16 protein-coding genes are annotated in these 19,101 nt (G+C 35.0%); 11 read left to right on the top strand and 5 right to left on the bottom strand.

Features of this window, described 5'->3' with window-relative positions:
• Positions 1-14 precede the first annotated feature (14 nt).
• Positions 15-494, bottom strand: a complete 480-nt coding sequence (locus K345_RS0104205; protein WP_028973119.1) for a hypothetical protein — start codon at positions 492-494, stop codon at positions 15-17.
• Between the two features lie 83 nt (positions 495-577).
• Between K345_RS0104205 and K345_RS0104200 the strand changes: the two genes are divergently transcribed.
• The 8 genes from K345_RS0104200 (at position 578) to K345_RS0104165 (ending at position 9,403) form a co-directional block, all read left to right on the top strand.
• A complete protein-coding gene (locus K345_RS0104200) occupies positions 578-2,029 on the top strand; it encodes a spiro-SPASM protein (RefSeq protein WP_028973118.1) in 1,452 nt (483 codons plus the stop codon).
• Positions 2,004-2,963, top strand: coding sequence for a hypothetical protein (locus K345_RS0104195; protein ID WP_028973117.1), 960 nt, complete (start codon positions 2,004-2,006; stop codon positions 2,961-2,963). The genes K345_RS0104200 and K345_RS0104195 overlap by 26 nt, the downstream gene beginning before the upstream one ends.
• Positions 2,956-3,624, top strand: a complete 669-nt coding sequence (locus K345_RS0104190) for a cytidylyltransferase domain-containing protein (protein ID WP_037571237.1) — start codon at positions 2,956-2,958, stop codon at positions 3,622-3,624. The genes K345_RS0104195 and K345_RS0104190 overlap by 8 nt, the downstream gene beginning before the upstream one ends.
• Positions 3,606-5,291 carry a methyltransferase domain-containing protein gene (locus K345_RS0104185; RefSeq protein WP_028973115.1) on the top strand — a complete coding sequence of 562 codons (1,686 nt, stop codon included), beginning with the start codon at positions 3,606-3,608 and terminating at the stop codon, positions 5,289-5,291. The genes K345_RS0104190 and K345_RS0104185 overlap by 19 nt, the downstream gene beginning before the upstream one ends.
• Positions 5,288-6,766 carry an ATP-grasp domain-containing protein gene (locus tag K345_RS19660; RefSeq protein WP_037571233.1) on the top strand — a complete coding sequence of 493 codons (1,479 nt, stop codon included), beginning with the start codon at positions 5,288-5,290 and terminating at the stop codon, positions 6,764-6,766. The genes K345_RS0104185 and K345_RS19660 overlap by 4 nt, the downstream gene beginning before the upstream one ends.
• Before the next feature lie 9 nt (positions 6,767-6,775).
• On the top strand, positions 6,776-7,822 hold the full coding sequence (locus K345_RS19655) for an N-acetylmuramoyl-L-alanine amidase family protein (RefSeq protein WP_053228049.1): 1,047 nt from the start codon (positions 6,776-6,778) through the stop codon (positions 7,820-7,822).
• 111 nt (positions 7,823-7,933) lie between these two features.
• Positions 7,934-8,299: a GerMN domain-containing protein gene (locus tag K345_RS0104170; protein WP_028973114.1), complete on the top strand. Its 366-nt coding sequence runs from the start codon at positions 7,934-7,936 to the stop codon at positions 8,297-8,299.
• 111 nt (positions 8,300-8,410) lie between these two features.
• A complete protein-coding gene (locus K345_RS0104165; protein WP_028973113.1) occupies positions 8,411-9,403 on the top strand; it encodes a flagellar filament outer layer protein FlaA in 993 nt (330 codons plus the stop codon).
• A 65-nt stretch (positions 9,404-9,468) separates the two neighbouring features.
• Here K345_RS0104165 and K345_RS0104160 read toward each other — a convergent pair whose 3' ends face one another.
• Together K345_RS0104160 and K345_RS0104155 are read right to left on the bottom strand one after the other, a co-directional pair.
• Entirely contained in the window at positions 9,469-10,428 is a 960-nt protein-coding gene (locus tag K345_RS0104160; RefSeq protein ID WP_028973112.1) for a D-2-hydroxyacid dehydrogenase, read from the bottom strand.
• A 100-nt stretch (positions 10,429-10,528) separates the two neighbouring features.
• Positions 10,529-11,554 carry a sugar kinase gene (locus K345_RS0104155; protein WP_028973111.1) on the bottom strand — a complete coding sequence of 342 codons (1,026 nt, stop codon included), beginning with the start codon at positions 11,552-11,554 and terminating at the stop codon, positions 10,529-10,531.
• 458 nt (positions 11,555-12,012) lie between these two features.
• Here K345_RS0104155 and K345_RS0104150 point away from each other — a divergent pair, with 458 nt between their 5' ends.
• From K345_RS0104150 to K345_RS0104140, 3 genes are read left to right on the top strand one after another with little or no spacing between them, the layout of a single operon-like run.
• Positions 12,013-13,611 carry a response regulator gene (locus K345_RS0104150; RefSeq protein ID WP_028973110.1) on the top strand — a complete coding sequence of 533 codons (1,599 nt, stop codon included), beginning with the start codon at positions 12,013-12,015 and terminating at the stop codon, positions 13,609-13,611.
• Positions 13,608-15,368, top strand: coding sequence for a cache domain-containing sensor histidine kinase (locus K345_RS0104145; protein ID WP_028973109.1), 1,761 nt, complete (start codon positions 13,608-13,610; stop codon positions 15,366-15,368). The genes K345_RS0104150 and K345_RS0104145 overlap by 4 nt, the downstream gene beginning before the upstream one ends.
• On the top strand, positions 15,365-16,333 hold the full coding sequence (locus K345_RS0104140) for a sugar ABC transporter substrate-binding protein (RefSeq protein WP_028973108.1): 969 nt from the start codon (positions 15,365-15,367) through the stop codon (positions 16,331-16,333). The genes K345_RS0104145 and K345_RS0104140 overlap by 4 nt, the downstream gene beginning before the upstream one ends.
• On the opposite strand, the gene K345_RS0104135 is transcribed toward K345_RS0104140, so the two are convergent.
• Both K345_RS0104135 and K345_RS0104130 read right to left on the bottom strand, forming a co-directional pair.
• Positions 16,334-17,341, bottom strand: coding sequence for a galactose ABC transporter substrate-binding protein (locus K345_RS0104135; protein ID WP_083963622.1), 1,008 nt, complete (start codon positions 17,339-17,341; stop codon positions 16,334-16,336).
• A 43-nt stretch (positions 17,342-17,384) separates the two neighbouring features.
• Positions 17,385-19,097: an ABC transporter permease subunit gene (locus K345_RS0104130; protein ID WP_083963621.1), complete on the bottom strand. Its 1,713-nt coding sequence runs from the start codon at positions 19,095-19,097 to the stop codon at positions 17,385-17,387.
• Between the last annotated feature and the right edge of the window lie 4 nt (positions 19,098-19,101).

The raw sequence follows: 19,101 nt of genomic DNA, 5'->3' as shown, positions 1-19,101 counted from the left end.
GGTAATCAACTTCCTTAGTATTGATCTATATCAGATAGCCTTCTTTCCATATCATCAGCAGATAATGCTGTTTCTGTAATCGCTGTATATAGCCAATTCGAGTCGTTGTTCACTGGGATCCTAACTATATAAAGTAAAATATAATAATTATCCACTTGTAGTAGACTCCATGCTCCAAGACGATTTTCGGAATAATTTTGGATTAGCAAATTATTGGAGACTTCTAAGGGCGCTAATCCTTTATAGTCTTTAGCCATAGAAAAAATTTCTCTGTAGACAATACCACTATCTTTTTCTCGAACAGAGGAAACCCAAACATTTTGTTTCCTACCTTCAGGTAAAGCTCTATAGATAAGAAAATCTCCATCATCATCGATCTGATAAGGAAAGCCCAAGGTTTTGAGTTGATATTTAACATGTCGATCATAAGAAGGACCGTCCTGATGACAGGATCCTATAAAAAAAATGCATAAAAAAGCCAATATAAGTGACATTTTACCTCCCTTATGGGAATATATATGAGTCTAGAAATGAACCAATCAATCTGTCAAGGGAAAACACCGATAGGTAAAGTATGATGAAAATATTAGCAGTAATTAATAACATAGGATTCAATCAACAATTAATCCATCAATCGTTTAACAAGGGGGATTCTTCATTTGATAGGGTTCTTTCTTATATCAAAGATCTGGAACAAGTAACAGGTGTAGAGACATTAGAAGAAAATATAAAAACGTTCGACGAATTATTAAGAAAGCTGATGGAAATATCACAAGGTTATGATGCTATCTTGTACTGTTTTAGCGATTCACCTTTCTATGATAGCAATCTAACTAAGGAGATGTTAGATAACCATTTTAAATATTTTGCAGAATATAGTTTTGCTGATGGATATCCCATTGGACTCTCTCCCGAAATAATATCCGTTTCTATACTTCCTCAATTAGAAAAATTAGCGAAGAAAGAGCGAAGTATAGAACGAAATAGTTTTTTTGAAACCTTAATGATTGATATCAACTCCTTTGATATAGAAACAAAGATATCTGGGATAGACTATCGATATTTGCGTTTAAATCTTACATGTAATAATCTACAAAATTTTACTGTTGCTGAGCGATTGGCTGCTGCAACTAATGAAGACCATGAAAAAATTATTAATCATTTAGAAGAATATCAATATCTGTTAAGAGGTTTACCCTCTCATTATGTCTTTCAGATATATCAAGGCAATAATCAAGATCCGGAATATGATATCTATTACAAGAAATTTCCTGATCATTTAAAATCGCAAAAGCATATAGCAATAGATCAATGGCAAACAATTCTTGAAGGTATAGTTGGACTAACTCCGAAGGCTGTTATTACCTTGGGTTTATGGGGGGAACCGGCTTTACATCCCCATATTTATGACATTATTAGGATGACTCTGGGATTTCCAACGATTGAACTAGTTATTGAAACGAATGGAACCTCCTGGGATATAGATTTATTAAATGAATTATATAAAGGAGGATCAATTCCTAGATTAAAGTGGATTCTTTATCTTGATTCTGATGTTCCTTCTTTATATGAAAAAATACGTGGCTGTAAATTAGATGCGGCTATTCAATTTTGTGATTATATGCTTACCCACAATCCTAATGAGTTCTATATTCAGGTAACAAGGCTCCAAGAATATGAAGAGCATCTCGAACCTTTCTTTCGTCGATGGCGAGAGAAAACAGAGAATATTATTATTCAAAAATATAATCACTATAGTCATCGATTAAAAGAGCGAAAAGTGACTGATTTATCTCCTTTAATAAGAAGAGTTTGTTGGCATGTTAAACGGGAATTGTATTTTATGGTTGATGGCTCTGGTCTGCCCTGTAAGGATTCCTTTGAAGGAGATTTTGTTCTCGGTAATATATTCAACGACAACCTAACTAATATTTGGAATAAAGGTGATGAGTATTATCAGCTTCAAGTAAATAAAAAATATCCCTCATTATGTAAGGAATGTGATGAATATTATACATTCAACTTTTAAGAATGAGAACACTGTGTATACAGTAATTGGTGATCTCACATTACAAGATAGTAATAATAATCCTGCCTTAATTGTTCTCAGTAGAGGAGGTGCCCCGTTCAGAAAAGATTACTTTGAAGAACTACATCGACTTTGTTTCAGTGAAATCTTATCTATTGAAATAAATAAAATACATACTGACCTTGAGGAATTATCATCCTCTTATAATCGATTACGTTTTGTAAATATTCCTAAAGTTATTTCTGTTGGAGAAGCTTTAAATATCGCCTTTCTAGAAATAAAAGCACCTTATGCTTTGGTGGTGTGGAATGATCTTCAAATACGTCCTCATCTGATGACAGATAAGATTTTTGATCGTCTAATCAAGCACAAAGAGTTATGTATGGTGCCTCAATTATTTAATTCAAAAGAAGAACTCCTCCCTTCTTTTGTTGCTCCTGCTAACTACAAAAAACAACTTAAAACACTATTTCTCACACCTGGCGGTAATGATTTCTCAACCTTATATCCTTTTGATTATATTGGGCTGTACAACAAAGATGACTATATAGAACTAGGAGGTTTTGATGTTCGATTTGCTAATTCTTACTGGCAAAGGATGGATTTTGGATTTAGAGCTTATATGTGGGGGAAGAGCATTCGCTGGGGACGTGAACTACGATTTAGTTATATGGAGGACAGCTTTCAGGAAGATACAACTTTAGATCAGGAATATAAACTTTTTTACCTAAAAAACCTTGCCGTATCCTATCAAGGAGATCATGGTATTATACATATGAACAATCTGTTGCCTTTCTTGTTTGGTCTTAAAGGACAACTGTATCATGATTGGCAATTATTTATGAATACCAGAAAATGGGTCGAATTATATAAATATAGGTTCATGAGAGACTCGCGCAATGTAGTAGAGTTGTGGGGAGCAAATAATGAGTAATGCTGTTTTCTTACAGGTGCGTTTAGATTCTACAAGATTACCGAATAAAGCCTTAAAACCTATTATGGGTATTCCAGCAGTTGTTCATGCCATGAGAAGTTTATCTTTAATTCCAACAGATTATCATGTAGTGTTGACAACGGAAGATTCCCAATCCGCATTAGCAGATATTGTTAATAATGAGGGCTGGGATCTCTATATTGGGAGTAAGAGTGATGTTTTGGACAGATACTATAAAGCTTCATTAACTTATGAAGTAGAAGAGATAATACGTGCTACGGGCGACAATCCTCTTGTCAGTTATGAATGGGCTATCAAAGCTATTGAACAAAGGCAATTAAAGGACGCCGATTACTGCGGTTATCAAGGTCTTCCTATTGGTACTGGTGTAGAAGTTGTTAAGGCCTCTGCCTTAAAGAGGGCCTGGACGGAAAGCACACAACCTTATCATCGCGAACATGTTATGCCTTATCTCTATGAGAATCCGGATAAGTTTAGAATCCACAAACCACTTGTTGATGTTAGATATCGTTTGTGGAATAGTTCTGTAACTATGGATACTCAGGAAGACTATGACTATATAAAGAAAATATTTAACTCCTTGTATCATAAAGAACCTATAAGTTTCGAGGATTTACAGCATTGGTTGATTCAACAGTAGTACTTGTTCCTTCTATAAGGAAGGATAATGGGACCGGTCATTTAGTACGTTGTCTTCGATGGTCAGCTAAGTATCATTGGTATATTTACATACCTCTATTGACTACGAAAGATAAATATGGACTAGATTATTGGAACGAACGGTTTCCGGAACTTATTGATAAAGCTCATATAATAAGGGACCCTATAGAAGGTGATATTATAATAATGGACCAAAGAGAGTGTCCTTTAGATGATTATCATTTATGGAGAAATCATGGTCCTTTAGTTGCTTTGGATGAAGGTAATACCGAACTTAGATATTGGGCTCAATATGTCGTTGATACGATTCCTCCCTTTATCTATCAGGCTAACAGCATACAAGTATCTTGGAATATTAAAAAAGGAAACGGGCAACACGATAAGGGAGTTTTAGTTTTTCTAGGTGGTGAAGATCATCAGCAATTAACACGGCAGCTTTATTATGAGGCTCTCTCTTGGCCACTAAAGAAAACAAAGGTCACCTGGATAAGTAAAGACCTTTCAGAGAATAAACCTGATATCCTTCCGCATAAATGGGAAATCCTATCTTATATAAAAGACTTAGATAACAAAGTTAGTGATTATAGTAGAGGTATAATGAGTTATGGTTTGACTTTGATTAATAGTTTGGCTAATAACACACCTGTTTTGGCTTTAAATCCTTCTTCTTATCATGAAGAAATTACAAAAATGCAGGGGATTCCTTCATTAGGTCAGTCTATACCAACAGAGAAAAAATTTTATCAATTATGGAATGATCTAGAGGTTCCTGAAGGTATATGGAAAGATTCTTTTAAAAATCATAGATCAATCAAACAGTTAATAGGAGAGTTAAATATAACCATGAATACTTGCCCCCATTGTCATAGTAATAATGCACGAGTTCTACAACGTTTCCCTGTCAAAAACTATTATCGCTGTAGTGATTGCGGTTTTTTATATTTGAATTACTTAGGACAGAAAGAAAAGATTTATTCAAAGGATTATTTCTTTAAAGATTATGAAAAGCAATATGGAAAAACCTATCTCGATGATTTTGAACATATACATAAAATGGGTTTAGATCGTATCCAAATTATAAAAAAATTTTGGACTATAGATGAAAAAAAGAATGTATTAGATATTGGATGTGCTTATGGACCCTTTGTAAAGGCTTTAAAAGATCAGGGTTTTAACCCGGTCGGTATGGATATAGCTCAAGATGCTGTAGATTATGTGACAAAAGGTCTTGGAATAGAAGCTTATCAAGACAATATATTAGATTGGAATCGGAATATAGAGTTACAAGGGGTTACGATGTGGTATGTTATTGAGCATTTCAGGGATTTGCGTGCTCTTCTTAATAAAGTTAGGTCGCTTCTTCCTTTAGGTGGATTCTTTTGTTTTTCGACACCAAATGGAGAAGGAATCAGTCGAAAAATAAATCTGAAAAATTTTTTACAAGCTAGCCCAGACGATCATTTTACTATTTGGGAACCTTCTTTATGTAAAAAGATTTTAATGGATTATGGCTTTAAAGTTAGACATATTAGGATTACAGGACACCATCCTGAAAGATTTCCTAAGTGTATACCTTTTAAGTCTGCCGTGAGTCAAATATTTGGACTAGGCGATACTTTTGAAGTTTATGGAGAAAAAATTAAGTGATTTTACTTGTTCTTGGAGCTGGTTCAATGCAAGCTCCTATTTATGATATTGCTCGAAGTAAAGGCTATAAAACAATAGCTTTTGATGGTAATCAAAATGCAGTATGTAAGGATAAAGCTGATGAATTCTATACAATTGATATTAGTGATCGAGATGCTAGTTTATTAAAAGCCAGAGAATTACATCGTCTGCATGCCTTAGATGGTGTGTTTACAGCAGGAACCGACTTCTCTACTACTGTTGCATGGATAGCAGAAGATTTAGATTTGCCCGGTATTCCTTTTGAAGTGGCTTTAGGTGCCAAAGACAAAGGAATAATGCGTAAGATTCTTAAAAAAAATGGACTGAATGTGCCGGAATATAGGATAGTCTATTCGCCTAACGATAGGGTTGATATTCCTTTTCCTCTTGTTGTAAAACCAGTTGATAATATGGGTGCTAGGGGAGTTATACTCGTTAATTCTGATGAAGAATTATCACAAGGTATTTCTGAAGCCCTTGTTTTCTCTGCTTCTGGTCAAGTCATCGTAGAAGAATATATGGATGGTCCTGAGTTTAGTCTGGATAGCCTTATTTATGAAGGCCATTTCCTTCCTTGTGGTTTGGCTGATCGTGATATTCAGTTTCCTCCTTATTTTATTGAAATGGGTCACAATTTCCCAAGTCATGCTAATGAAGCTGTACAAAAGGAATTATGGACAGCTCTTCATCAAGCGGCACTTGCTTTAGGTATAAGTAGAGGTGCAGCTAAAGGAGATCTAAAATGGTACAAAGGAAAAGCTTATATTGGTGAGATCGCTGCTCGATTGTCTGGAGGATATATGTCTGGGTGGACGTATCCTTATCATTCTGGTGTATCACCTACGGAAGTTGCTATGGACCTGGCTTTAGGTAAAAATCCAGAAGAACCTCAGGCGGACAGCTATCAGAGTATCCAGGAGAGAGCCATTATTAGTCTACCAGGTACGGTCATTGATTACATTGGGTTAGACGAGATTACTAAAGATCATTTGTATATGGATCATTTTATTCAAAAGCCAGTGGGTAGTGATGTTCATTTTCCTGTTAACAATGTTCAAAAGTGTATAAATTTCATTTTTAGATGCGCTGATGTTCGTTCTGCTAAAGAACTAGCTAGTCGCGTCGTACCACGTTTAGATACAGACAATGATTTGACTTATGAATATTTACTTGGTAGTAAAAGACCTTTGCATCCTAATTACCCTCTTTCTCTCTCATTATGTGTTGAAAAAGAGGATGCGTTTCTACAATTTATACCTTATTACATGAAACCTGAAGGACGTCTGGATTGGCAAGGGAGAAGCCTTAGTGAATCCTTGGAACAATTATCTAGGATTACTGGTTTACCTCAAAAAGTAGGAGCTGTATTACCAGTGGGATTTAGCCAATCTGTTTTACGTGGAAGTGTTCAAGGGGGCCTTTGGTTTATAGACAGGTGGAAGAAAAGAAGGTAAATTATCAATATGGGTAAGTTAATTATCCCTTTTTTTCTTTTTCTACTATATGTAGGAAATGTTTTTGGGGCTGATGTAGATTTAGAATATTTTTCACAACAAAATGGACTAGAATTGTTAATTCAGCCCCTATCATATATGTTTACTCTATCTGATAGTCATAAGCAATTGAATGGACAATGGAACAATCCTTTTTTACTGATGGGGCAAACCTTATGGGAAGGAAGTAATGTTAGGATCCAGGATGGGCGGATCATCATTGATGACAGGACTCAAAGTAAGATTCGTGAATATTTTCAATTAGGTGAGATTACTACTAATGACCATTCAAATAACACTTTGTCTCCTGAAATAGCAGTAATTATCATAGATCCGGGGCACGGTGGTAAAGACTCTGGGGCTATGAGAACTTATGAGATAGAGCACAAAAAAGTGGTAATGAAAGAAAAGGACATTGTCCTGCAAGTATCTCTGGATCTATTTAATAGATTGAAAAAGAAGTATCCGGACAAAAAGATTCTGTTAACTAGAAATAAAGATGTCTATCCAACATTGGAAGATAGGGTAGAGTTAGCTAATAAGCAAAATCTAGCTTCTAATCAAGCAATAATATACATATCAGTTCATGTGAATGCTAGTCTGAACCCTAAATCTACTGGATTCGAAGTTTGGCATTTACCTACTGATTATAGACGAGAAGTTTTGGACCCTAGTAGTCTAGAGGAAAAGGTTAAAGATTATTACCCAATATTTAATAGCATGATGGAAGATCAATTCTTCATTGAAGGAATTATCTTGGCACAAAACATATTGGAGAATATGGAATCCCAACTAGGTCAAGCTTCAAATAATAGAGGTTTGAAAGAAGAAAGCTGGTATGTTGTCCGTAAAGCCAATATGCCGTCAGTACTTGTAGAAATAGGTTTTATTAGTAACAAAGAAGAAGCCTTAAAACTACATCAAGATTCGTACTTGAATAAAATCTGTACCGGCCTCTATAATGGCATCGTTAATTTTACGGAATACTTTGAGCGATCAAAAGCCTTCACGGAGTAATGAGTGATTAAAGATAAAAAGCTTTTTTGGACAATTTTGTCATTTCTTTCTGTTTTTCTTATAATTAGTGTGATTTTTATGAACATATCCGACGATAAAAGGGTTAGGAGGATGTTATTTTTTCCTAGAGGGATTTCTCGTGAACTGATTGGAGAAGTTCGGTATGTTCCACAAAGGAAAGACCGGGAAGAAGCAATCCGTTTGGTAGTTAAAGAGCTGTTCTTGGGACCTGCTGAGTATCAAAATACATTGCTAGTTCCCCGGGGATCAAAACTGAAGGCTGTCATATTACGGGATAAGAAACTCTATCTGGATTTATCAAAGTCCGTCATTCTCGGTCACGAGGATCAGAGTTCTTATGTAGATAAAGTCTACAATGGGATTGAAAAAACAGTACGTTTTAACTTCCCTTCTGTGAAGGAAATAGTTATAACAATTGAAGGTCAAACGCCCTTCGAAAGACCTTATGGTAGCTGATTTTTTTACGTTGAAAATACAGAGGGAAAAATATTTTTATTCGTTGACAAACGATTGTCCTTCCGTAATACTTTAAACAAAATGAACGATTTTACGTTAAAGGAGCACTGGATGAAACGGTTCTACCTTATTTTAGTGAGTGTGTTTCTCCTACTGAGTGGAATGGCCTTTGCTGAGGAAAGCGTTCTCATCGACTTTGCCGAGCTTGTAGCCGACGATACTGGTGAGCATCAGCCAACAGTCACTGACTACAGTACTGTAGCAGGGTCAAGTTACACTGATGAAGAAAAAGCTGAGATGAAGATATCTTTGGCCATTGAAAACTGGGAAGTAGATTTAGCCTCCTCTTCAGCTTTCATCGACAATCAAGCTAACTCCCTAATTAAAGAAGCGCCTGTAAGCGAAACATCAAAGATGTACGCTGGAAGCACAGTTATGGGAGTGAGGATAAAGTTTCCAGAAGAAGCTTTTAACTCTTGGGCAATGATTGTACCTCCCTTCACAATTCCTGCTTATGCAACAGATGAAAATACTGAAGGAGCCGAACGAGGTGAGAAATTCACTGGGTTTGGTGTTGTAAAGAATGTGGGAGTTCTGAAAAACTTAACTATTAGTGTATTGGGTCGTAATTTCCCTCACAAATTATCCGTAGTTCTTGAGAATGAGGATGGTGAAGATGAAATACTTCCTATTGCTAGTTTGGAGTTTGATGGATGGAGAACACTATCTTGGAGTAATCCAAATTATGTTAATCAGGTACGAAACAGAGAGCTTTATACTAGACCATTATATCCTAAAACATCTCCCTTAGTTAAACTTAAGGGAATCTTGATTCAACGAGATGCCGCAGATGATGGTGGTGATTTCGTAACTTATGTAAAGGATATTAAAGTAACTTATGATAAGGCTGTTCTTGACCTTGAAACTGATGTTGATGATGAGTCCGTATGGGGAATCTTGGATCAGAAAGAGAGTGAAAGAAGAAAGGCTGAAATGCAAAGACTTGGTAATCTTCAAGTTCTTAGATATTTAGAACAGAAGAAGATGGATCAGTCTGCTGATGAAGATCCTAATGCAGCTGAAACACCAACACAAACACCATAATTAGTCTAGTAACTAAATATGAACTGATGAGAGGACTCCTACACGGAGTCCTTTTTATTTTACATTTAATTAACAATATTCCTTTTTTCATTACTCAAGAAAGCTTGAATATTTAAAGTCACTTCTTCTATAACTCTTTGTCGTGTTTCTATGGGTGCCCAGGCTACGTGGGGGGTAATATATAATTTATCTTTATTAATTATATTTCGATATGGACTGGAAATAGCCATTGGCTCTGTTGTCAATACATCAATACAAGCTGCGGCGATAAGGTTTAGATTCAAAGCTTCTACTAAATCTTCTTCATTAATGATTCCTCCTCGACCCACATTAATAATATAGCTAGTAGATTTCATTTGCTGTAACTCTCTTAAGGTGAACAAATCTTTTGTTCTATCATTCAACGGGGAATGAATTGATATGACATCTGAGTTATGTAATAGGGTTTTCAGGTCAACTTTGGTATATTCTTGATTACTATTTTTTCCGCTAGTTGAATAGTAAATAATATTACAACCAAAAGCTTTTGCAATTTGAGCCACTTTTTTCCCAATAGCTCCTAAACCAACTATACCCCAGGTTTTACCGCTTAATTCATAAAATTTTCTTGATAAATGTGTAAATATTTCACTATTGCAATAATCACCACTACGTGTATAATCATCGAAATACCTGCTTCTTTCCCATAAGTAGAAAAGCATAGCAAAAGTATGTTGTGCTACAGCATTGGTCGAATAACCTGATACATTTGCAATCGAGACATGATGTTTGCGAGCACTTTCTATATCAATATTGTTATAACCTGTAGCAGTTAAACAGATTAATTCAAGTTGGGGCAAACTTCTAAAATGATATTCCCTAATAAAGACTTTGTTCGTGATAATTATTTGTGCATCAATACAACGATCAATAATCTGTTCTTCTTCAGTCATTCTATGGATAGTTACCTGTCCCAATTTCTCTAGTGAAGTGAAATCAATATCATCACCCATGGTTATACCATCTAAAACTACAATATTCTTCATAGATAAATAGTAAAACTTATAACTTAATAGGGTCAATATGAAATAGCTCCCCCGGTAGAAGGTGGTTCTACCAGGGGGAGCCTAAGGAAAGGTAATACAATTAACGCAGTATCCGACCAGAAATGTCGCCTGATATCAAAGCTAAAACATCATCACGAGTAGTGAGATTAAAATCACCCATACAAGATAATTTTAGACAGCTAAAAGCAGTTGCAAAGTCCAATGCTTCTTTCGGTGAATTAAGGTAATTTAATCCATAAATTAAACCAGCGGTGAAACTATCACCACCACCTACACGATCTACTATATTATTAATCCTATACTCAGTACTAGTATAAAATCCTTCATCACAATTATAGAATGCTGTCCAGTTGTTTATATTGGCAGATACATTATCTCTTTTAGTTATAGCTATTCCTGAAAGATCATAAGTAGCCATAACTTTTGAGGTTAATTGCTTTAGTTCTTCCATATTTAGGTCTCCTTTGATCCTCCCTGAATCTAAGGGCACCCCCAAGGTTTGCTGACAATCCAAAGTACCGGCTATAATCACATTTACTTTTTTTACCAAAGGTCTCATTACCTCTTCTATGTTTTTACCATAATTCCATAAATTCTTACGATGATTAAAGTCTAGACAAACATGTATACCTCTGGATTTGGCCTCGTCAACTGCTTTTACTGTTAATTCAGCAGCTGATTCTGAAAGAGCTGGAGTGATACCTGATATAATAAACCAGGAAGCATTTTGAAATACTGCATCCCAATTAAAAACATCATGGGTGACATGACTAATACTGGAATCTTGACGATCATAGATAACTTTAGTGGCCCTCTGATTCGCACCAGCTTCTAAGTAGTAGATTCCCACTCGTTTACCAGTTCTGACAATGCTTGTGGTATCAATCTGGTATTTATGAAGTTCATTGATACAGCTATCACCAATTATATTGTCTGGTAAGGCTGTAACAAATCTGGTTGATGCTCCCAATAAACTTAATGAGACTGCCATATTGACTTCACCACCTCCAAAGGTAGATTCCAATTTATTTGTCTGAAAAAGTCTGAGATTGTCCTGACTTTTTAGTCTCAATAGCATTTCTCCTAAGGTAACAATCGATCCCATTTTGTCACTCCTTACCGGTATTGATCCATGTATAAATCAGAATATCACTGTTGTATATTGTCAATTTTTGCGTTCATTGCTATTTATTGAACTATAACTATTCAATGAGCAAGAAGTGTTCATGATGTCAGTTTTTTGAAGGCTGAAAAAAGTTTATTTTTTACGTTTTGTTAAAGACCTGTAGGCAAATGATCAATAGTCGTAAGTGTATCGATGTTTTTAAGTATTAAAATAAACCACTTGTTTATTCGAAGCTAAAATCTATCCATATCTAATTATGTAATAATCTATTCTTTGTGTTAATGCTAAAAAGTATTTCTATTGGTATAAGGTTTTGGGCTATCAAATGTTTAACAGAGTTAACTAATTTAATTCTTGTTTATTATTTAAACTCGTATATCATTGATCAATCTTCATAATATTCTTTGGAATATGAAGATTTTGGTATATAATAAGATATGTACTCAATTTTGTTGGTTGATGACGAAGTTCCAGTTCGTCGTATGATTCAGACTTCTATTGATTGGGAGGCCTATGGTTTTCAGATTATTGATGAGGCAGAAAATGGTCTGGAAGCATTAGAAATAATTCAAGAGAAAAATCCAGATATTGTTATAACAGATATTAAAATGCCATATATGGATGGTATTGATTTAATACGACGGATAAGAGATTCCCATCCCAATACGACGGTTATAATCTTTTCAGGATATGATGAATTTACTTATGCCCAAACAGCTATTCAGTTAGATGTAGCTTACTATGCATTAAAGCCTTTATCAAAAGACGACTTCATTGATCTATTGGTTCGCCTAAAAAAGCATCTGGATGAAAAGATAGAAAGTTTAACGAACCACAAAAAGTTAGAACAAGCTTATAACAATGCAATAAATGATTTAAAACAGCAATTCTTAGTAGAATTATTTGAGCATACTGTAACTGGGTTAATGTCTAAAGCAGTATCCTATGAATTGCCTTATGATCAAGACATGTTTATTACAGCAGTCATTGAAACCTATGATAGGGGAGACAAGCTCGATCTAGGCTCTGTGAATGAAATCATTAATTCTACTAGGAAAGTAGGGGACAATTCTTTCAATGCTATTCTAAAAGAACATAATCTTATCACCTACTATAGTTCTGTAGAAGACAACAAAGAAGACTCTGAAAGCCAATTTATGAAGAAAACTCTAAATCAAATTGATAATTTAAGGAAAAATATTGAATTCTATACTAAAAAAGAATGCTCTATAGGTGTGAGTCGGATTGTTAATAATCTAGCAGATTTACCTGAATCCAGACGTCAAGCTATCTGTGCTTTGAACTATAAACAATACTATCCTCACTATAACTTATATTATATTGGGGATTTAGAATCGGAAGATTTAACATTACTATCCTCTCAAGCTATGGAAGAGGGAATGGAACAATTAGTAACAGAAGTCAAGTTAGGGAATGAAACAAGTATTGATCAAGCTGTAACGGAACTTTTCAACCGTAAAATTGGAATGGAAACGGAGCAATTGCGGGCTTTTACCTTTAGGTTATTAGCCACTTTGTCTAATCTTGTACTGGAATACAACATTGATATTACTAGCAATGATGATACTTGGAGTTCTTTAAGTGATATCGTTTTTGATATCAACACCATTTACACTGTATCAAACAGAGTTCATAAATTATGTATTTTGTTGAATAAAGAAATCACACAAAAGCGACATAAGAGTAATAAGAAATTTGTTGAGGAAGCAAAAAAACTAATTGAACTTAACTATGGAGATGTTAATTTTACCTTAAATAGTATCAGTGATAAATTAGGTGTTAGTGAATCTTACTTTAGTTCTGCATTTAAAAAGGAATGTGGTATTACATTTGTCTCTGCTTTGACCAATACGAGAATAGACCATGCAAAGTCTCTCCTTAAGAAGGACCATTTAAAAATTTATGAGATAGCCCAGTCTGTCGGTTTTGCGGATGCTAACTATTTTTCTTTTTGTTTCAAAAAGACTACTGGTACTTCTCCACAAACATATAGAAGAAAAGCATATAGTGCATGACCTCTAGAGACATAAGCATTCAACATATCTTTGCAACAGCTATATTATCTGTAGTTGGCCTTATAACTTTATTCATGACCATAGTAGTAACTATCTATTTCTTAACTCAAGTTCAGTCTAATTTAGAAGATTCTACTAGGCAAACTGTTTATCAGTTAAGAAAAAATGTTAACTCCTATATTACGGGTATTATAAAAATAGGATCTGCTGTTCCGAATATTATTGATAATACTTCTAACAAAGAACAGATCCATCAAAGTTTGAAAGTCATAGAGGATTCGCGATCCGATATTGTCGCCATTGATATTTTTGATTTGGAAGGAAATATTCTGTATGGAACTAGTTCTTTTAATTTACGTTCTCCTAAAGAAATTATAGATCAAAATTGGTTCAAGTACTCACAGACCCATACAAACAGTTATTATTTTTCCAGTCCTCATGTTCAACAGTTAGTTCCACTTAAATACCCTTGGGTGATTAGCTTCTCAGAAGTCATTAAGCTAAGTGATTCGAATGGCAACAGACAATCGGCTATTTTGTTGATTGATATCAATCAAGACTCTATCGATTCTATTATTGAATCTGTTCCTATTGGAAAGAATGGGTATTGTTTTATCGTAGATAAAAACTATAACATCGTTTTTCATCCTAAACAAACTTTAATCAACTTAGGTCAATTCGTAGAGGACATTGAATCTCTTAAGGTCCATATATTAGGTAAGTACTATTTTAATTATCAGGGGGTAAAAAGGTTTAATTTTATTGATACCATTGATTTCACTGGTTGGAAAATTATTGGAATATCCTATCCTAATGAAGAACGACTTCCTTTGGTTTTATCTTTTTTGAGTCTAGTGTCATTATTAATCCTTGTTATAATTGTTGCTGGTTTCTTACTTTCGCGTATTGTATCTAATTATGTTACTTCTCCTATCAGACAACTGGAAAGGGAGATGGAAAACTTTTCTATTACCTCTTTTCGATCCTTAGATTTGAAACAACCCAGTATGGAAGTTCGATCCTTAGCTAATTCCTTCACTAAGATGGCATTACGTATGCAAACATTGATGGACGATATAGTGGAAGAACAAAAACTAATCCGTAAAAGTGAGTTGGAGGCTTTACAGGCTAAGATTAACCCTCACTTTCTATATAATACTTTAGATACCATTGTTTGGTTCGCTGAGTCCCATGATTATAAGAATGTTATTGAAATGGTTAAAGCACTGGCTCAGCTTTTTCGGATATCTATTTCCAAGGATCATGAAGTCATTACATTAGAAGAGGAAATGACTCATGTGGAATGCTATTTGACTATTCAGGAAAAACGATTTGTCGACAAGCTTACTTTTAAAATCCTTTTACCTGAGGAATTAAAACATAAACCGGTAATTAAATTGCTTATTCAACCGATAGTAGAAAATGCCATTTATCATGGTATCCGCTACCTTATGGATCCCGGCCATATAAGAATTGAAGTTCTTGAAGATAAAGAAGACATCATTATAAGAGTTATTGATAATGGGGTAGGGATTGATAAAGAAACGCAGGCTACTTTATTAACTACAGATAAAAAAGAACATGAAAGACATGGTAATGGTATAGGAGTGTTTAATGTGAATAAAAGGATAAAGTTAGCCTATGGAGATTTCTATGGAATTACCATTCAATCCGAAATTGACGAGGGCTCTACTTTCGAATTAAGGATTCCCAAACAGAAGGATATTAAAGCTGTAAACAAGTTGGTTAAGATATGAAGAAGATATTGTTTTTTTTCATATTCATTTTAGTTCTCATAATCGGTGCTGGATTGTGTTATTCCCTATGGTCTGAATCCCACCCAACAAATCATCATATATCTTTTATTCGAATGAAAGAGGGTGGTTTATTTTGGAGTGATATGCGTAATGGAGCAAGAGAGGCCAGATCTGATACAGGAAGTATTGTTGATTTCTACTCTACCGCAGATGCGTCAGATGTCACCGGGCAAATTAATTATATATATGAAGCTATAAACAAAGGAACAGAATGTATTGTCATAACACCAGGCACTTACTATCTTCTCAAAAAACCCTTAGAAGAAGCGGAAAGAGCGGGAATAAAAGTGATATCAATATATAATGAATTTGATAAAGGCAAAGGCAGTTCTACCTCGTTTTATATGACTGATTTGGAACCCGCTGGTGCCGCTATGGCTCAAGAAGTATTAAGACAGTATCACTTCTCTTATATAAACGCTATAATTTTAGGTAGTTTTGATACTGTAACCTCTGAGCAATACATGGCTAGAGGATTTACGAAGATTATTAAAAAAGTACCAGGTGTTGAATTCCGTGTCGTATGGGCTGGTCGAAATATTGATTCTATATATAATCAAATCAAGGGAAATTTCCGCTTAAATAAGAGTATAAATTTATTTTTTGCTCTTAATGATGAAACTTCTGAAGCTCTCGTGAGATTTATGAAAGACAATCAACCTGATCATAAGATATTAACGATAGGATCTGGCAACTCTCTTATGAATATAGAAGCCATAGAAACTGAAATAATGGACTATTCCCTAGTCATTAATTCTTTTGCTATTGGTTATCAATCAATAAACATGGCTGTTAAACTTTTGAATAAACAAAAGATTAGTCCCTTGGGGATTGATTATACTATTGTGAATAAGAAAAATATGTTTGATCCAGAAGTACAAAAAAGACTTTTTGTCATGCCCTAATTACATATATTCTTTATAATTACTTTGAGTGACTTTTTTATAGGGAATCCATACATAGTGCCCATCCAGGGGATAGCCAATACTTTCCTCATTGATAGGAGCTCCAGTTGATAATTGGATAGCTAGATTTACAGCCGCATTAGCCTGGTTATGAGCATCATTGAGAACAGTACCAAGTAATGTTCCTTCCTGAAGCGCATGTAAGGCTGGTTCTGTTGCATCAACTCCAATAACGGGCATATATTTACTATTGGTAAAATAACCATAAGCTTTTAAGGCCTCAATAGCCCCTAATGCCATATCATCATTATTAGAGATGACTGCTTCTATTTGATCTCCATAGGAAGCTAGAAAGGACGCCATTTTCTCCTGGCCCTTTACCTGGTCCCACATACCAGTATCTTCTGCTAACTTCATTACCTTGATACCCTTATCTTCTAAGTATTTGATTGAGTATTCACTACGTAGTTCCGCATCTTGATGACCAGGTTCTCCTTTGAGTAGTACGTACTGAAGAATTCCATCATTATTCTTATCTGCTTCTGGATGATTTATCCAATAATCTTCTAATATCTGAGCACTTAGTATACCCGATTGCTCGGCTTTTGTTCCCACATAATATACCTGATCCCACTTGGCCATATCTTCTTTAAAGGGCATACGATTGACAAATACTATTGGTGTACCTTGCGTTTTTGCTTTATCTATTTCTACTCCTGCAGCTACCCGGTCAACTGGGTTTAAGATAAGACAGTCCATTTCCAAGTTGAGAAAGAGCTCCACTTTTGCATTTTGAATAGCCTGGCTATTCTCGGAATCAACTATTGTGACCTTGGCTCGATTCTGACTCGCAGTCACAATAGAATCCCGAACCCATGACATAAATGTGTCATCAAACTTGTAGATAGCACAGCCGATATTAGGTAAGTCTGAATCCTTTATCCCATTGGCCAATAAGGAAGTACTTACAAAACAAATGCATAATATCAGCTGTACAATTCTAACCACAATAAAGTCCTTCACACTACAAGTATAACATGGGTAATAGTAATTATCGCTTCTTTACATATTTAACACTGTCTAACGTTACGGCTGCTAATAAGATAAAACCTTTAAAAACAAATTGCAGGTTTGTATCAATACCTAGGAAAGTTAAACAGTATGTTAAGCCTGTGAAAATGATAACTCCTATAACAGCTCCTTTGACTTTACCAATACCACCAAAGAAGGATATACCTCCAACAACACATGCTGCAATCGCGTCTAACTCATAACCTTGTCCAGTTCCAGCACTTGCATTAGCTTTAAATGCTTCAAGAAACGCACCAGCTCCATAGTAAATTCCCGCTAAGGCAAAGACTCCCATTGTGACTTTAAAAACGCTTATCCCACTAACACTGGCAGCTTCGGGATTCCCACCTACAGCATACATATATTTACCAAAAGTCGTTTTATTCCAAATAAACCAAGATACAAAAATAGCAATTATAGCTGGTATAATCAATTTTGGAAAAGTTACTAACTCCCCATTAACTATACCTAATATCCATCGACCGCCAATAAGATTTTTGATATCACCGTCAATAGATCCTACTGGAGTTCCACTGGTTCCGAAAAATAATAAACCATAGATAATCAATTGAGTAGCAAGGGTAGAAATGAAAGGGTGAATCTTAAACTTTGCAGTAAAGAATCCAGCTAACATACTGAAAGCTGTACATAAAATAATAGATAATAAAAGAGCTAATCCTAAACGACCCATCATAGGAATAGCTGTAAAATCCCATGGGCCCATTCCCATAAAAGTAACGATATTCATACCTGGGTGTAGAATTAATCCAGTAGTTATGGCTCCAACCGCGACCATTCTCCCAACACTTAAGTCGGTTCCGGCTTGTAAAATTAGAACAGCGACACCTAAGGCATAAAACATTCTTGTAGAAGCTTGTTCAAGGAGGGTGAAGATGTTTGGCAAGGTAAGTAAATTACCGTTACCTGTTAAGGGTGCCACAATAAAGCAAACAATGAAGAAGACTCCTATTGCAAGGTACAAACCATTTTCAAGGAAGAACTTAGATACTTTAAACTCATAAACATAATTCTTGAAATTAAGAGCCATGTTTTCACTTAATTTTGCTTTACCATTTCGTAGACTTCTATTGGTTTGAATATGATCGACATAGGCTTGTTTTTTTACTGCTTTGCTGTCATCAATCCGAGCTTCCATTTCATTTTTAATATCAAACATAGCAGATTTTTGTTCATACTTTGCAATGTTGATGTCTGATTTCGTATTGAGTGACGCAATTCTTTTGGCAAAAGATTCTTTTACTTCTTTCTTCTTTACTTCATATTCTTTTTTTGCTTGAGTAATTTTTTTATCTTCAACCAAAGTAACATGCTTGATATATAAGTCGGATACTTTATTAGCATAGTCCACAGCTTCTTTTGCTAATTCCTTTTCTTCTGCTTTATTTGTAGCTGCTACTTCTTTAGCCTTTTTAATCTCTTCCTTCATTAGTTCGATCTGTTTGGCTTTTGCTTCTGACTCTAGCATTCTATTTTTCTTAACAGATACGATATGCTGTGATAGAGAACGTACTTTGTTGACTCCCTCTTCTCTTAAATCATGTAAGGCTTGCTGATAAAGTGGGAGTAGCTCATCTTCTTCCAAGGATTTTACTTCAGTATCAGGCGAAGTATTTTCCAATTCCTTGAGTTTTATAGGTTTTAGTTCAGCAATTTTCTCTCTGTAGTTTTCCATTGGT

Source organism: Spirochaeta cellobiosiphila DSM 17781, from assembly GCF_000426705.1.
Lineage (GTDB): Bacteria > Spirochaetota > Spirochaetia > DSM-17781 > DSM-17781 > Spirochaeta_E > Spirochaeta_E cellobiosiphila.
Note: the sequence above shows the minus strand (reverse complement) of the source record. Positions and strands in the feature narration are given on the sequence as shown.

Excerpts from the sequence above, each read along its gene's own strand:
- K345_RS0104205 (WP_028973119.1), bottom strand. The coding sequence starts at position 494 with ATGTCACTTATATTGGCTTTTTTATGCATTTTTTTTATAGGATCCTGT.
- K345_RS0104200 (WP_028973118.1), top strand. The coding sequence starts at position 578 with ATGAAAATATTAGCAGTAATTAATAACATAGGATTCAATCAACAATTA.
- K345_RS0104195 (WP_028973117.1), top strand. The coding sequence starts at position 2,004 with ATGAATATTATACATTCAACTTTTAAGAATGAGAACACTGTGTATACA.
- K345_RS0104190 (WP_037571237.1), top strand. The coding sequence starts at position 2,956 with ATGAGTAATGCTGTTTTCTTACAGGTGCGTTTAGATTCTACAAGATTA.
- K345_RS19655 (WP_053228049.1), top strand. The coding sequence starts at position 6,776 with ATGGGTAAGTTAATTATCCCTTTTTTTCTTTTTCTACTATATGTAGGA.
- K345_RS0104170 (WP_028973114.1), top strand. The coding sequence starts at position 7,934 with ATGTTATTTTTTCCTAGAGGGATTTCTCGTGAACTGATTGGAGAAGTT.
- K345_RS0104165 (WP_028973113.1), top strand. The coding sequence starts at position 8,411 with ATGAAACGGTTCTACCTTATTTTAGTGAGTGTGTTTCTCCTACTGAGT.
- K345_RS0104160 (WP_028973112.1), bottom strand. The coding sequence starts at position 10,428 with ATGAAGAATATTGTAGTTTTAGATGGTATAACCATGGGTGATGATATT.
- K345_RS0104155 (WP_028973111.1), bottom strand. The coding sequence starts at position 11,554 with ATGGGATCGATTGTTACCTTAGGAGAAATGCTATTGAGACTAAAAAGT.
- K345_RS0104150 (WP_028973110.1), top strand. The coding sequence starts at position 12,013 with ATGTACTCAATTTTGTTGGTTGATGACGAAGTTCCAGTTCGTCGTATG.
- K345_RS0104145 (WP_028973109.1), top strand. The coding sequence starts at position 13,608 with ATGACCTCTAGAGACATAAGCATTCAACATATCTTTGCAACAGCTATA.
- K345_RS0104140 (WP_028973108.1), top strand. The coding sequence starts at position 15,365 with ATGAAGAAGATATTGTTTTTTTTCATATTCATTTTAGTTCTCATAATC.
- K345_RS0104130 (WP_083963621.1), bottom strand. The coding sequence starts at position 19,097 with ATGGAAAACTACAGAGAGAAAATTGCTGAACTAAAACCTATAAAACTC.